Here is a 13,846-nt window from a genome sequence, read left to right on the forward strand (position 1 = left end):
TGCTAAGACGTCAACGACCCTGATAATGCCCCCTTTTTCCGCCAAACTTGAGCCCCTCATTCGCTTATGTTGTCCAGAACCCTGCTTTGCCTTGCTGTTTTCACTGCTTCTACACCCCTGTTGGCCGATACGGTCTGGTTGAAAAACGGTGATCGCCTGACCGGCAAGATCAAGGTTTTCGACGGCGGCAAGCTGCTGATCCAGACCGAATACGCCGGCGCCATCGCGGTGGACTGGAAAGAGGTCAAAACCCTTGAAAGCGACCAGGAACTGCTGGTCAAGCAAGATGCCTACAGCGGTGAAAAAGCCAAGTCTCTGCAAGCCGCCGACGAAGGCAAGGTCATCCTGGCCAACGGCGAGGCGCCAAAAACCGTCGAGTTGGCGAGCATCCAGCAGATCATCAAGCCTAAACCTGTGATCGAGGACCTGGTGTGGAAGGGGAATGTCGATGTCTCGCTGGACTACAAGCGTGCAGAAAAAGACACCGATGACTATGACGTGGACTTCAAGACCTCGGCCCGCCACGGCAGATGGAGGCACACCGCTGAAGGCGAATACAATCGCGCCTTTCAGAATGATGTGGTCACCACCGACAACTGGAGCGGCGAGTATGCACTGGACCGCTTCATTACCGATCAGTGGTTCTGGCAGGGACGTTTGACCTACAAGCGCGACAAGGTCGAGGACCTGAGCCGCCAGCGTACTGTCGGTACCGGTCCGGGCTATCAGTTCTGGGATGACGAGCTTGGGGCCTTTTCCCTAGGATCGCTGCTTAACCGCACTGACTATGAATACCAGGATGGCGGCAAGGACAACTTCTATTCCCTGGCAATGAAGTGGGATTACAACCGCTATCTGATCGGCAAGACGGTCGAATTCTTCACCAGTGGCGAATTGGGCAAGCCGTTGGCCGGTCCGGCTGATTACTCGCTCGATGCCGAAATGGGCTTGCGCTACAAAGTCACGGACTGGGCTTCGCTCAACCTCAAGGCCGAGCGCGACATTATTAGTGGCGGCTCGGACAGTGACTTGAGCAAGACTCGCTACACCGCAGGTTTTGGCGTGACCTGGTAACCAGGATAGGGCGGGGTTGGTGTTACAACCGCAACCCGCCATCCAGTTCGAGGATTCGCCCGGTGTAATAATCGTTCTCGAAGATATACGCCGCCGAATGGGCAATCTCCTCCGGCCGCCCCATGCGCTTGAGGGGGATGGCGGACGTCATTCTCTCCAGCGCTTCGGGCTTCATGCCCAGGCTCATCTCGGTCTCGATAAAACCAGGTGCAATGCCCGCAACGCGGATGCCGTAGCGTGCCAGTTCCCTGGCCCAGGTCACGGTAGCCGCGGCCACGCCGGCTTTGGCGGCGGAGTAGTTGGTCTGGCCGATGTTACCCGCGCGGGAAATCGACGAGATGTTGATAATGACCCCCTGGCTCTTCAGTTCGACCATCTTCGCCGCGACTTCGCGGGTGCAGAGAAACACACCGGTCAGGTTGACATCGATCACTGCCTGCCACTGGGCCAGGCTCATCTTGGTCATCTCGCCATCCTTGATCTTGAGCAGCAAGCCATCCCGCAGGATCCCGGCGTTGTTGATCAAACCGTGGATCGCACCAAAGTCGCCGGCGATCTTCGCGACTGTATGGGTAACCTGTTCCTCATCGGCCACGTTGCACAGATAAGCGCGTGCCGTAATCCCGAAAGCCTGACAGGCCGCAACGGCCACCTCGAGTTTTTCCTGGTTGAGGTCTACCAGCGCCAAATGCGCGCCTTTGCTCGCAAAATACTCGGCCATGGAGCGGCCCAGGCCCTGGCAACCGCCGGTGATAATGATTACTTTGTCGTTGAGATGCATTCGCATGTCCTGTGAGCAGAGTTAAGCGGGTGCCCAAGCCCGTTTTTTGACGGAATTTATCAAAGGAGTCATAAGTTGAGCGCGCACGTTGCCAAGAATGCCCGAGAACTACTGCTCAAGGAATACCGTGGAGCGCTCTCCACGTTGTCCAAGGCCATGCCCGGTTTCCCTTTTGGCTCGGTAGTACCGTATTGCCTGGACGAAGAAGGGCAGCCGCTGATTCTTATCAGCCGGATCGCCCAGCACACTCACAACCTGCAAAAAGACCCCAAGTGCTCGTTGTTGGTCGGTGAGCGTGAAGCCGAAGATGTGCAGGCGGTGGGGCGCCTGACCTATATGGCGCAAGCCGAGAAGCTTGAGGACGAGGCCGCGATTGCCGCCGCGGCCGAGCGTTACTATCGGTACTTTCCGGACTCGGCCAATTATCACAAGGCCCACGATTTTGACTTCTGGGTGCTCAAGCCGGTCCGTCATCGCTATATCGGCGGTTTTGGCGCTATTCACTGGCTCGATCAACTGACCTTGGCCAACCCGTTTGCCGGTAAAGCCGAGTCGAGCATGATCGAGCATATGAACAGCGATCACGCCAAGGCCATCGCCCACTATGTCGAGTTGACCGGTTTACCGACATTCGAGCCGGCGCGGTTGGCCGGTATCGACAGCGAAGGGATGCACCTGCGCATTGGCCAAGGCTTGTACTGGCTGCCTTTCTCCGATACCTGCAACACTCCGACACAAGTACGAGAAGCCTTGGTTTTCCTGGCCCACGCCCAGGAGTGGCCGAAAAAAGCCACGGTTTAAGCTTGAATTAATGCAAGGGCGACGTCATCTAAGGTTCAGTAGCAAGGCATTCTTGCGTTGAGGAACCATTTGATGCGCCCTTTTTTATTGCTCTTTCTGCTGTTCCCGGTGTTGGAGCTGTTCGTATTCGTCAAGGTCAGCGGAGCTATCGGGTTTTTCCCGGCGCTGCTGCTGATCATTCTCGGCTCGATGCTCGGCGTGTTCGTGTTGCGTATCGCCGGGTTGGCCACCGCATTGCGCGCCCGTGAAAGCTTGAACCGTGGCGAGTTGCCTGCCCAGACCATGCTTGAAGGCCTGATGATGGCCTTGGGTGGCGGTCTGTTGATCCTGCCGGGCTTTGTCAGCGATGCGTTCGGTTTGATCCTGCTGTTGCCTATTACTCGCCGCTTTTTGGCCGGCAAGATGCGCCGGCGTGCCGAAGAAGCGGCGATTCGCCAGCGCGCGTTTTCCGAAGATCTGCAACCTCGTGGCGGTCCGGCACCTCGCCAACCGATTGAGCGCGAGGGGGACGTGATCGAAGGTGAGTTCGAACACCGCGACTCCAAGTAATCGCTCCATAGACACGGCGCCTGCTTCAGGCGCCGTGTTGTTTCTGCAGAGGCGCCAGACACAAAAATTTTCATCTGCAGCCCTTGTAATAGTCTTATTCGCCCTTATGTAACGGTCACCGCAAGGTTTCTGGTGGCGACACCAGACAGACTTCCGCGTTTCGCCCAGCGAACCGCGACCGGCATCGCCGGAAGACAACCAGCCGGTACTGACACCGGCCGATGAAACATACAATTAGGAGAGATCGACAATGAGCAAGCTTCGTCCTCTGCACGACCGCGTCGTAATCCGTCGCAGCGAAGAAGAAAAGAAAACCGCTGGCGGTATCGTCCTGCCAGGTTCGGCTGCTGAAAAAGCCAACCATGGTGTGATTCTCGCTGTCGGCCCAGGCAAGTCCCTGGAAAACGGTGAAGTACGTGCGCTGGCCGTTAAAGTCGGTGACAAGGTTGTATTTGGCCCTTACTCCGGCAGCAACACTGTGAAAGTCGACGGCGAAGACCTGCTGGTAATGGCTGAGAATGAGATTCTCGCCGTTCTGGAAGGCTGATTCCCCGCTCATTTTCCCGTTACTCCCAAGTATTTAAGGAATATCGATCATGGCTGCTAAAGAAGTTAAATTCGGCGACTCCGCCCGCAAGAAAATGCTCACCGGTGTCAACATCCTGGCTGACGCAGTAAAAGCGACCTTGGGCCCGAAAGGCCGTAACGTAGTGATCGAGAAGAGCTTCGGTGCTCCGACCATTACCAAGGACGGCGTTTCCGTTGCCAAGGAAATCGAACTCGAAGACCGTTTCGAAAACATGGGCGCGCAGCTGGTCAAAGACGTTGCCTCCCGTGCCAACGATGACGCAGGCGACGGCACCACTACCGCTACCGTCCTGGCTCAGTCTATCGTCAACGAAGGCCTGAAAGCCGTCGCTGCCGGCATGAACCCGATGGACATCAAGCGCGGTATCGACAAGGCGACCATCGCCATCGTCAAAGAACTGAAGAACCTGTCCAAGCCATGCGCCGACACCAAGGCCATCGCTCAGGTCGGCACTATCTCTGCCAACTCCGACAGCTCCATTGGCGACATCATTGCCCAAGCCATGGAAAAAGTCGGTAAAGAAGGCGTGATCACCGTTGAAGAAGGCACTGGCCTGGATAACGAACTGTCGGTTGTAGAAGGCATGCAGTTCGACCGTGGTTACCTGTCCCCGTACTTCATCAACAAGCCGGAAACCATGGTCGCCGAGCTGGAAAGCCCGCTGATCCTGCTGGTCGACAAAAAGATCTCTAACATCCGCGAAATGCTGCCAGTACTGGAAGCCGTTGCCAAGGCCGGCCGCCCACTGTTGATCGTGTCCGAAGACGTTGAAGGCGAAGCCTTGGCGACTCTGGTTGTGAACAACATGCGCGGTATCGTTAAAGTCGCAGCCGTCAAGGCTCCAGGCTTCGGCGATCGTCGCAAGGCCATGCTGCAGGACATCGCTGTTCTGACCGGCGGTACCGTTATCTCCGAAGAGATCGGCCTGAGCCTGGAAAGCGCCACCCTGGAAAACCTGGGTAGCGCCAAGCGCGTGACCATTTCCAAGGAAAACACCATCATCGTCGACGGTGCTGGCGTACAAGGCGACATCGAAGGCCGTATCGCTCAGATCCGTGCTCAGGTTGCCGAAACTTCCTCGGACTACGACCGTGAAAAACTGCAGGAACGTCTGGCCAAGCTGTCCGGCGGCGTAGCAGTGATCAAGGTTGGCGCTGGTTCCGAAGTTGAAATGAAAGAGAAGAAAGCCCGCGTTGAAGACGCCCTGCACGCAACCCGCGCAGCCGTCGAAGAAGGCGTGGTACCTGGCGGTGGCGTGGCACTGATTCGTGCCCTGGAAGCCATCGTTGACCTGAAAGGCGAAAACGCCGACCAGGACGTGGGTATCGCAGTTCTGCGTCGCGCTGTTGAAGCTCCGCTGCGTCAAATCTCCGCCAACAGCGGCGACGAGCCAAGCGTTGTGGTCAACGAAGTCAAGAACGGCAAAGGTAACTACGGTTACAACGCTGCGACTGGCGTGTACGGCGACATGATCGAAATGGGCATCCTGGATCCAACCAAGGTGACTCGTTCGGCTCTGCAAGCGGCATCTTCCATCGGCGGTCTGATCCTGACCACCGAGGCTGCCATTGCCGAAGCACCGAAGAAAGAAGGCTCGGCTGGCGGCGGTATGCCAGACATGGGCGGCATGGGTGGCATGGGCGGCATGATGTAAGCCAGCCTTTCCCCTGTACTGAAAAGCCCCGCCTGAGTGATCAGGCGGGGCTTTTTTACATCCGGTGTTCGTGGCTGGAGCGCTCTTGTGATCGACGCAATGGCACACAAGCCTGACACCCAGGCTGTGCACGTTGCGTTAACTGATAGTGAAAAACTTGTGAGTCACGGCAATCGGTTGAAAAACTGCATAGAGTCTTACGCCGACCCTAGCCGCAAGCCGGACTAGGCCTTAAGCTGCGCGAGCCACCACGGCCGTTACCGCGTACGGAGACATGCCCATGCGAATTCTACTGGTTGAAGACAACCGCGATATTCTGGCCAACCTGGCTGATTACCTGGGGCTCAAGGGCTACACCGTCGATTGTGCGCAGGATGGCTTGTCGGGGCTGCACCTGGCCGCCACAGAGCATTACGACCTGATCGTGCTCGACATCATGCTGCCGGGTATCGACGGCTACACCCTGTGCAAGCGCCTGCGCGAAGATGCGCGCCGCGACACACCGGTGATCATGTTGACGGCGCGTGACCAGTTGGATGACCGCCTGCAAGGCTTCAAATCCGGCGCCGATGACTATCTGCTCAAACCGTTTGCGCTGTCGGAACTGGCCGCACGCATCGAAGCCGTGCTGCGCCGTGCTCAAGGTGGCGGTCGGCGGGCGTTGCAGGTCGGCGACCTGAACTACGACCTCGATACCCTGGAAGTGACCCGCGAAGGGCGCCTGCTCAAGCTTAATCCGGTGGGCCTGAAACTGCTGGCGGTGCTGATGCAGAAAAGCCCGCATGTATTGCGCCGCGAGATTCTCGAAGAAGCGTTGTGGGGCGACGACTGTCCGGACAGCGACAGCCTGCGCAGCCATGTTCACCAATTGCGCCAGGTGATCGACAAGCCTTTCGCCAAACCACTGTTGCAGACGGTACATGGCGTGGGCTATCGCTTGGCCGAGGGTCGAGATGGAGTTTAAGCAAAGCCTTGCCCAACGGATCATCATCGCCTTTGCGCTGATGAGTGCGTTGGTAGCGGGGGCGTTCGCCATGGGCATCGTCGCCACCGTGCACCTGGTGGAAGAAAAACTGATATCGGCAGGCCTGGGGGGTGATCTGCAACGTTTGTTGTTGATGGACAGCGTCGAGGACTGGCGCCATCGGCCCGAGCCTGACCAGCTGTTCTATTTCAGCGGTGGACATGGAGAGTTCGAGCTTCCGAAAGATTTGCGGCACCTGGACCCAGGCTTTCATGAAGTATTTCGTGAGGCGCTTTCCTACCATGCGATGGTCGAGATCGTGGATGGTCGGCGTTATGTGCTGCTGCAGGACCAGAGCGATTTCGAAGAGCGCGAGCGGGTATTGTTCGCGGTGGTACTGGTGGGGTTTGTCCTCAGTCTTGCGTTGGCGGTATTCCTCGGCTGGGTGCTGGCGCGCAAAGTGATGGCGCCCGTGGTACGCCTGGCTCGTCAGGTGCGTCACCGTGACCAGTTGCTCGGCCTGGCGCCCCCGCTGGCTCCCGACTATGCGGCCGACGAAGTGGGGGAATTGGCGGTGGCGTTCGACGCGACCCTTGGCCGTCTGCGCCAGGCGCTCAACCGCGAGCGTCTGTTTACCAGCGATGTGAGCCATGAACTGCGCACGCCACTGATGGTATTGGCCAGTTCATGCGAACTGCTATTGGAAAACCCTGCCATCGATTCCCGGGGCCGCAAACAAGTCGAGCGAATCGCCCGGGCCTGTGAAGAGATGCGCGAGCTGGTGCAGACATTCCTGATGTTGGCCCGTGCCCAGCACGACGACACGACCATGGCGCCCCAAGTCGACCTCGCCCAGGTGGCTGAAGGCCTGCTGGGGATCTGGCGCGACCCGATCGAACGCAAAGGTATCGAACTGTTCTACCAGCCGGGCAATCCTCTGGAAACCCGCTACAACGCCACCTTCCTGCATGCCGTGATGGGCAACCTGCTGCGCAACGCCCTGCATTACACAGAACAAGGTTTTATCCGCCTGACCCTGGAGCCCACCGGGTTTGTGGTGGAAGACACCGGCGTGGGGATCCCTGAAGACAAGCGCGAAGCCATGTTCGAACCCTTCGTGCGCGGCAATGAAAAACGCGGTGACGGCTTGGGGCTGGGGTTATCCCTGGTGCAGCGAATCTGTGAGAACCAGGGCTGGGTGGTCAGTCTGAGCACCATGGAGCCCAATGGTTGCCGGTTCCACGTTGAGTTGATGCCGGTCAAGGCCTGAGGCCTTTTCTGCCTTCCTGGATGGCAGAATGCCGTAGGTTCGACGAAGATGGCATCCTGCTATGGCTTTTAACTGTAAAGCTTTGTAATGTTTTACCGTTGGACGGGACGTTTTTTTCACAATCGATTGACCTCGGGATGACACGCAACTGCTTAAGGTTGTAGGCATCAGTAACAGGAGGCAGTCGATGTCTAGCCCGATCAAGCTCGAATTTTCCGAAAAGTACGACGATCAGCACGCCCAGAATTATTTGCTCAAACATCAGGACAATTTGGCTCGTCGGTTGTCCCACAAGCGTGACGAACAACTTGCCCGAGGTGCGCTGGCCATGGCTGGTGAGCCTGGCCTGGTGCTGGATCTGCCGTGTGGTGCAGGGCGTTTTTGGCCGTTGCTTGCAGAAAAACCCAATCGCGTGATTATCGGTGCCGACAATTCCGAGTCGATGCTCAAGGTTGCTACGGTGGCTCAACCGGCTGACGTGGTGAAACGGGTACGGCCTTTGCAGACGTCGGCCTTTGATATCGATTTACCGGATAACGCAGTGGACAACATCTTCTGCATGCGTCTCATGCATCACATTGGTGATCCTGAGCACAGGCTGGGGATCTTGCGCGAGTTTTATCGGGTGACCCGCGATAGCGTGATTGTTTCGTTGTGGGTGGATGGCAATTTCAAGGCCTGGAAACGCAAGCGCTCCGAGGTTCGACGTCGCAAAAAGGGTGAGCAGGAAGGTTACCAAAATCGGTTTGTGTTACCGACTGCTACTGTCGAGGCAGAGTTCGAGCAGGCCGGTTTCCGTGTTCAGGAACACCTGGATTTCATACCGTTGTACGCCATGTGGCGTGTGTATGTATTGCGTAAGAGGTAACAGGATGGCAGTTGAGTGCGTAGCAGGTAGTGAAGTCGCTCCCCAAGAGCGATTTGATTATTTCTGGCGTCTGAAGGGCGAGTGGGTCGAGGAGCCAAATGTTCGCCGAGGCGGTGAAAGTGGTGTGCAGCGTGTGATGGGCCCCAATGGACGTCTGCTCTATAGCAAGCGCCAGACGGGCCACATCTACCGCAGCTGGCTTCATCCTTTTGGACGTCCAACCGTGCTGCGCGAGCGCGATGCCCTTATGGGGCTGCGGCATTTGAATGTGCGCGTACCGGAATTGGTGTTTTGCGAAGCTCGCCGTGACCCTGAGCATCAATGGAAAGCCCTGCTGGTGACTGCGTCGCTGGATGGCTTTGATGAAATCGAAAATTGGTATGCCGCAGGTGGGCGTGAGCGCTACGGCGAGTTGGTACATGAACGCCTGCTCCAAGAGCTGGCGCAAACCTTGGTGCGCATGCACAAGGGGCGTTGGCAGCACGGGTGTCTTTACATCAAGCACGTTTTTGTCAGGGTCAGCGGCGAAGGTGATGCGGCGGTGGTTGAAGTGGCCCTGCTGGACTTCGAGAAATGCCGCCAGCGCCTGACCGCGCGTCAGGCTGCTTCCCATGACATGCAGCAATTGCGGCGCCATTCGTCGTGGAATTCTTCCGATTGGCAAAAACTCAGCTACTTTTACGAAGCGGCGTTTGGCAGCGCTATCAAAGGTTTAACCTGATGAAGCTAGAAATAGCACGAGGTTTGTTTCTGTTGGCGGCCTTGGGCGTTGCGTCCTTGGCAGTGGCTGCCTGGGAGCAGCCACGTACAGAAGTCCTGAGTGCGGTGCACGGTGGCGGGCAATGCCCGTTGCCACGGATCGCGAAGGTGACAAGTGCGACGCAGCCGGATCATCAGCTGTTGTTGTTTATGTTTGGGATGTCCCAAGGGATGGGGCCAGCGAGTTGAAAAATTTTGTGAACGATTAAAAGGCCTCGGATTGTTTCGAGGCCTTTTTTTTGCCTATCCGTCCTGGCCACAGCAACGGATAGGCACCTATCACCCCTGATCCTTCCTGGCCAACAACGTATACACACAGGGCAATACAAACAACGTAAACAGCGTCCCGATCGACATCCCGGTAGCAATCACCATCCCGATGTCATACCGGCTCACAGCGCCAGCCCCGGTGGCAAATATCAACGGCACCATGCCAAACACCATCGCCGCCGTTGTCATCAGCACCGGGCGCAAGCGAATCGCTGCGGCTTCTTCCACGGCCTCACGCGGCGTCAGGCCTTTGTCCTTGCGCAATTGGTTAGCAAACTCAACGATCAGAATCCCATGTTTGCTGATCAGCCCGATCAACGTCACCAGCCCCACCTGGGTGTAGATGTTCATGCTTGACCAGCCGAGGAACAGCGGAATCAACGCCCCGCAGATCGACAGCGGCACCGTCACCAGGATCACCAGCGGATCACGAAAGCTCTCGAATTGCGCGGCCAGTACCAGGAAAATGATCGCCAGCGCCAAGCCGAACGTGACCCATAACGCACTGCCTTCCTGGATAAATTGGCGTGACGCCCCGCTGTAGTCGTAGGCGTAGCCAGCAGGCATTTCTTCAATCGCGATCTGGCGTACGGTGTCGATGGCCTCGCCCATGCTGACAATCGGAAAGCCCGAGATCAGCGCCGAGTTGAGTTGCTGGAACTGGTTCAACTGCCTGGGGCGGGCGCGGTCGGTGACGCTGATCAAGGTCGACAGCGGCACCAATTCACCCTGGGTGTTTTTTACGTAGTAATTGCTCAGCCACTCAGGATTGTCACGGTAGGCGCGCTCTACCTGGGCGATGACCTTGTAGCTGCGGCCATCGATGGTAAAGCGGTTGATCTCGGCCTCCGCCAGCAGGGTCGCCAACGTTCCGCCCAGGTCTTGCATCGATACGCCCATCTGCGCGGCCTTGGCGCGGTCGATGTCTACCACCACTTCCGGCTTGTCGAAGGCCAGGTCGATATCGACAAAGGCAAACTTGCCGGACTCCATGGCGCGTTTTTTCACTCGGTCGGCGACCTGCAGCAGGGACTCGTAGTCGTTGGGCGTATTAATCACAAATCCAAAGGGTAAGCCTTCGCCTGTGCCGGGCAGGGAAGGCAGGTTGAAGCCGAACACTTGCAGGCCCGGGATCTGCTCCAGGCGCTTCTGGACTTCGGGGAGGATTTCCATTTGCGTACGGCTGCGTTCGTCCCACGGCTTGAGCAGGAAACCGCCGATGCCCGATTGCACGCCGTTGAAACCGTTGATCTGGAACGAAGAGTAGTACTCCGGGAACTCCTTGAAGATCGTGATGAATTCGTCGGTATAAGTGTTCAGATATTCCAGGTTAGTCGGCTGCGGTGCGCTGGCCATCATGAAAATGATGCCCTGGTCCTCGTCCGGCGCCAGTTGTGACTGGGTGAACTTGAGGAAGACCGGGATCAGGCAAAGTACGATCAGCGCGAACACGATCACCACCGGCCGGGTGTTCAGGGTACCGTGCAACATTGCCTGGTAGCGGCGCTTGAGGCCTTCGAAGATCCGGTCCAGGCGATGGGCCAGCCCCGTGGGGTTTGCATCGTGGCGCAGCAGCAGTGCGCACATCATCGGTGACAAGGTCAGCGCCACGATGCCGGAAATCACCACCGCACCGGCCAGGGTCAGGGCGAACTCCTTGAACAGCGCACCTGTCAGCCCTTCAAGGAAGCCGATGGGCGCGTAGACCGCTGCCAGGGTGATGGTCATCGACACCACGGGCATGGCAATCTCCCGCGCGCCCTCCAATGCCGCATCCAGCGGGGTTTTGCCCTCTTCGATATGGCGGTGGATGTTCTCCACCACCACAATCGCATCATCCACCACCAAGCCAATGGCCAAGACCATTGCCAACAACGTCAGCAGGTTGATGGAGTAACCCATCAGTTGCATGAAAAACAGCACGCCGATCATCGACAACGGAATGGTGATCACCGGGATCACCACCGAGCGCAATGCCCCAAGGAACAGGAACACCACGACGATCACGATCAGTACCGCCTCAAACAAGGTCTTCACCACTTCGTTGATGGAGGCCTGGATGAACAGCGTGGCGTCGTAGGCAATTTCTGCCTTGAGGTTGGGCGGCAGCTGGGATTCCAGCTCCGGCATGATCTTGCGTACTTCCTTGATCACATCCAGCGGGTTGGCGCTGGGTGTCGCCTTGATGCCGATATACACCGAGGGCGTGCCGCCAAAGGAACTGATGGCGTTGTAGTTTTCTGCGCCCATTTCCACTCGGGCCACATCTCTGAGCAGGACTCGGCTGTCGCCGTCGGTCTTCACGGTAATGGCGGCGAAGGCCTCGGCAGTCTTGAGGTCGGTGTTGGCGTTGACGCTGGTGACCACGTATTGGCCTTTGACCTCGCCAGCGGCAGAGAGAAAGTTGTACTGGCGCACCGCGTCGGTGACGTCGCTGGCACTCAAACCGAAGCCGGCAAGTTTTACCGGGTCAAGCCACAAGCGCATGGCAAATACCTGATTGCCGAGGATCTCGGCCTCGGCCATGCCCGGCAGAGTCGCCAGCTTGGGTTGGATCACCCGCGACAGGTAATCGGTGATCTGTGGGTTACTCAGTTGCTGGCTGGAGAAACTGATGTACATCAGTGCCGAGGCGTCTGCGGCTTCTTTGCTCAGCACCGGGTCTTCGGCGTCTTGCGGCAGTTTGTTCTTGACTTCATTGGCCTTGGCCAGCAATTCGGTGAACAGTCGGTCGCTGTTGGAACCGATGCGGGCATAGATTGAAATCACCGAAAAGTTCTGGCGACTGACCGAGGTCATGTAGTCGATACCTTCGGCGCTCGCCAGACTTTGCTGCAACGGTTGTGTGATATAGCCCTGGATGGTCTCGGCATTGGCCCCGGGGTAAGCGGTGGTGACCGTGATCAGGGCGTTTTCCATGGACGGGTATTGGCGCAGCGGCAGTTTGCTATAGGCCTGGAAACCCAGCAGCACAATCAGCAGGCTGACCACCATGGCCAATACCGGGCGGCGGATGAACGTGTCGGTAAACGCCATGGCTCAGTTCCTTGAACCGTCGGTGTGCGGAGGTTGGCCAGGAGCAGCCGGCAGGTTTTTGTCCGGGCTAATGGTGATATGGGCGCCAGTGTCCAACTTGATCTGGCCGGCGCTGACCACTTGCTCGCCACTGTCCAGGCCCTTGCTCACCAGCACCAGGCCACCGCGACGCTCACCGGTCTCGATGAATCGTCGCTCGGCAATCAGGATCGGCTGGCCGTCGGAGTCTTTCTCGATGCTGCCGTCTTCAGTCTTTTTCTGCGCGACGACGTACGCCGAGTTGCCGTAAAGGGTGTAGGTAATTGCGCTTTCCGGTATGACGACCTGTGGCATCGGGTCGGGCAGCAGGACCTGCAGGCTGGCGAACATGCCCGGTAGCAGTTGGTTGTCGGGGTTGGCCAGGGTGGCGCGTACCAGCACGTTACGTGTGCTGTCCTCGACCTTGGGGTTGATAGCGCTGATGGTGCCAGGGAATGTCTGCTTGGGGTAGGCCGAGACTTCCACCTGCACCGCTTGGCCGACGGCCACCTTGGGCACCGCCTGTTCGGGAACGTAGAAGTCGACGTAGAGGCTGCTGACGTCCTGCAGCGTAGCGATCACCGTGCCGCTGGCCAGGTAGTCACCGACATCTACTTGACGAATACCGATGGTGCCGCTGAACGGCGCGACAATATGTTTCTTGGCCAGGGACGCCTTGAGTTGGTTGACCGTGGCCTTGTTCTTTTGCAATTGCGCCGAGAGACGGTCGAACTCGCCTTTGGAGATTGCCTGGCTGCCCACCAGTTGACTGCCCCGGCCATAATCCAGTTGGGCCAACCCCAGGTCGGCCTGGGCAGTTTGCAGCAGGGCGCTTTCCACTGCGCTGTCGAGTTGCACCAGCGGTTGCCCGGCCTTGACCTTCTGCCCCGACTCGAACTGCAGCTCCTTGACGGTGCCCGCGATCTCCAGGCTCAGGCTGACCCCTTGCAGCGCCTTGAGCGTGCCCACCGCTGGCAACCGCTGTTGCCATGGCTGTTCGACCACCGTGACGACGGCCACGCTGATCGGTGGCTTGGGGGCGGAAAAAACCTGGATCTGCTGGTAGATGGAGAAGGCTTTGTAGCCCCCCAGCAGCAGGATGATCAGCAGGACAACAGCCAACATGATGAGCATGCGACGACGCAGCATATTCCGGTTCCTTGGAAAAAACTGAGACAGACTAAAATGAACGTTTCGGCACATTACTCCGAGT

General features: G+C 57.9%; 13 protein-coding genes. 10 read left to right on the forward strand and 3 right to left on the reverse strand.

The features are described from left to right. Positions 1 to 66: 66 nt before the first annotated feature. Positions 67 to 1,074 carry a DUF481 domain-containing protein gene (locus OQ460_RS05480; protein WP_410020860.1) on the forward strand — a complete coding sequence of 336 codons (1,008 nt, stop codon included), beginning with the start codon at positions 67 to 69 and terminating at the stop codon, positions 1,072 to 1,074. A 22-nt stretch (positions 1,075 to 1,096) separates the two neighbouring features. On the opposite strand, the gene OQ460_RS05485 is transcribed toward OQ460_RS05480, so the two are convergent. Next, positions 1,097 to 1,855, reverse strand: a complete 759-nt coding sequence (locus tag OQ460_RS05485) for an SDR family oxidoreductase (protein WP_410020861.1) — start codon at positions 1,853 to 1,855, stop codon at positions 1,097 to 1,099. 75 nt (positions 1,856 to 1,930) lie between these two features. Between OQ460_RS05485 and OQ460_RS05490 the strand changes: the two genes are divergently transcribed. The 9 genes from OQ460_RS05490 to OQ460_RS05530 all read left to right on the forward strand — a co-directional run bounded on the left by OQ460_RS05490 (position 1,931) and on the right by OQ460_RS05530 (position 9,498). Continuing rightward, complete coding sequence (locus tag OQ460_RS05490; protein ID WP_410020862.1) at positions 1,931 to 2,656, forward strand: HugZ family protein; 726 nt, start codon at positions 1,931 to 1,933, stop codon at positions 2,654 to 2,656. Positions 2,657 to 2,728: 72 nt separating this feature from the next. Then, a complete protein-coding gene (locus tag OQ460_RS05495; RefSeq protein WP_410020863.1) occupies positions 2,729 to 3,205 on the forward strand; it encodes an FxsA family protein in 477 nt (158 codons plus the stop codon). 250 nt (positions 3,206 to 3,455) lie between these two features. Further along, the gene (locus tag OQ460_RS05500) at positions 3,456 to 3,752 is read left to right on the forward strand and encodes a co-chaperone GroES (RefSeq protein ID WP_410020864.1); all 297 of its coding nucleotides are present in this window, start codon (positions 3,456 to 3,458) and stop codon (positions 3,750 to 3,752) included. 49 nt (positions 3,753 to 3,801) lie between these two features. After that, positions 3,802 to 5,448 (forward strand): chaperonin GroEL, encoded by a 1,647-nt coding sequence (gene groL / locus OQ460_RS05505; RefSeq protein WP_410020865.1) that lies wholly within the window; start codon positions 3,802 to 3,804, stop codon positions 5,446 to 5,448. Between the two features lie 280 nt (positions 5,449 to 5,728). Beyond that, a complete protein-coding gene (gene colR, locus OQ460_RS05510) occupies positions 5,729 to 6,412 on the forward strand; it encodes a two-component system response regulator ColR (RefSeq protein ID WP_003208587.1) in 684 nt (227 codons plus the stop codon). Further along, positions 6,402 to 7,682, forward strand: a complete 1,281-nt coding sequence (locus OQ460_RS05515) for a sensor histidine kinase (protein WP_410020866.1) — start codon at positions 6,402 to 6,404, stop codon at positions 7,680 to 7,682. Before colR ends, OQ460_RS05515 begins: the two co-directional genes overlap by 11 nt. 187 nt (positions 7,683 to 7,869) lie before the next feature. After that, a complete protein-coding gene (locus OQ460_RS05520; RefSeq protein ID WP_410020867.1) occupies positions 7,870 to 8,550 on the forward strand; it encodes a class I SAM-dependent methyltransferase in 681 nt (226 codons plus the stop codon). A gap of 4 nt (positions 8,551 to 8,554) precedes the next feature. Continuing rightward, positions 8,555 to 9,271, forward strand: coding sequence for a lipopolysaccharide kinase InaA family protein (locus OQ460_RS05525; RefSeq protein WP_410020868.1), 717 nt, complete (start codon positions 8,555 to 8,557; stop codon positions 9,269 to 9,271). After that, the gene (locus tag OQ460_RS05530) at positions 9,271 to 9,498 is read left to right on the forward strand and encodes a hypothetical protein (protein WP_410020869.1); all 228 of its coding nucleotides are present in this window, start codon (positions 9,271 to 9,273) and stop codon (positions 9,496 to 9,498) included. Before OQ460_RS05525 ends, OQ460_RS05530 begins: the two co-directional genes overlap by 1 nt. A gap of 90 nt (positions 9,499 to 9,588) precedes the next feature. On the opposite strand, the gene OQ460_RS05535 is transcribed toward OQ460_RS05530, so the two are convergent. Both OQ460_RS05535 and OQ460_RS05540 read right to left on the reverse strand, forming a co-directional pair. Continuing rightward, positions 9,589 to 12,615 (reverse strand): multidrug efflux RND transporter permease subunit, encoded by a 3,027-nt coding sequence (locus tag OQ460_RS05535; protein ID WP_410020870.1) that lies wholly within the window; start codon positions 12,613 to 12,615, stop codon positions 9,589 to 9,591. A gap of 3 nt (positions 12,616 to 12,618) precedes the next feature. Continuing rightward, complete coding sequence (locus tag OQ460_RS05540) at positions 12,619 to 13,782, reverse strand: efflux RND transporter periplasmic adaptor subunit (protein WP_410020871.1); 1,164 nt, start codon at positions 13,780 to 13,782, stop codon at positions 12,619 to 12,621. Positions 13,783 to 13,846: the final 64 nt, after the last annotated feature.

The sequence above is a fragment of the Pseudomonas imrae genome (assembly GCF_046352735.2).
GTDB classification, from domain to species: domain Bacteria; phylum Pseudomonadota; class Gammaproteobacteria; order Pseudomonadales; family Pseudomonadaceae; genus Aquipseudomonas; species Aquipseudomonas imrae.

What these genes read in the sequence shown, in the direction of transcription:
- OQ460_RS05480 (WP_410020860.1), top strand. Translation starts at nt 67, where the DNA reads ATGTTGTCCAGAACCCTGCTTTGCCTTGCTGTTTTCACTGCTTCTACA.
- OQ460_RS05485 (WP_410020861.1), bottom strand. Translation starts at nt 1,855, where the DNA reads ATGCATCTCAACGACAAAGTAATCATTATCACCGGCGGTTGCCAGGGC.
- OQ460_RS05495 (WP_410020863.1), top strand. Translation starts at nt 2,729, where the DNA reads ATGCGCCCTTTTTTATTGCTCTTTCTGCTGTTCCCGGTGTTGGAGCTG.
- OQ460_RS05500 (WP_410020864.1), top strand. Translation starts at nt 3,456, where the DNA reads ATGAGCAAGCTTCGTCCTCTGCACGACCGCGTCGTAATCCGTCGCAGC.
- groL (WP_410020865.1), top strand. Translation starts at nt 3,802, where the DNA reads ATGGCTGCTAAAGAAGTTAAATTCGGCGACTCCGCCCGCAAGAAAATG.
- colR (WP_003208587.1), top strand. Translation starts at nt 5,729, where the DNA reads ATGCGAATTCTACTGGTTGAAGACAACCGCGATATTCTGGCCAACCTG.
- OQ460_RS05515 (WP_410020866.1), top strand. Translation starts at nt 6,402, where the DNA reads ATGGAGTTTAAGCAAAGCCTTGCCCAACGGATCATCATCGCCTTTGCG.
- OQ460_RS05520 (WP_410020867.1), top strand. Translation starts at nt 7,870, where the DNA reads ATGTCTAGCCCGATCAAGCTCGAATTTTCCGAAAAGTACGACGATCAG.
- OQ460_RS05525 (WP_410020868.1), top strand. Translation starts at nt 8,555, where the DNA reads ATGGCAGTTGAGTGCGTAGCAGGTAGTGAAGTCGCTCCCCAAGAGCGA.
- OQ460_RS05530 (WP_410020869.1), top strand. Translation starts at nt 9,271, where the DNA reads ATGAAGCTAGAAATAGCACGAGGTTTGTTTCTGTTGGCGGCCTTGGGC.
- OQ460_RS05535 (WP_410020870.1), bottom strand. Translation starts at nt 12,615, where the DNA reads ATGGCGTTTACCGACACGTTCATCCGCCGCCCGGTATTGGCCATGGTG.
- OQ460_RS05540 (WP_410020871.1), bottom strand. Translation starts at nt 13,782, where the DNA reads ATGCTGCGTCGTCGCATGCTCATCATGTTGGCTGTTGTCCTGCTGATC.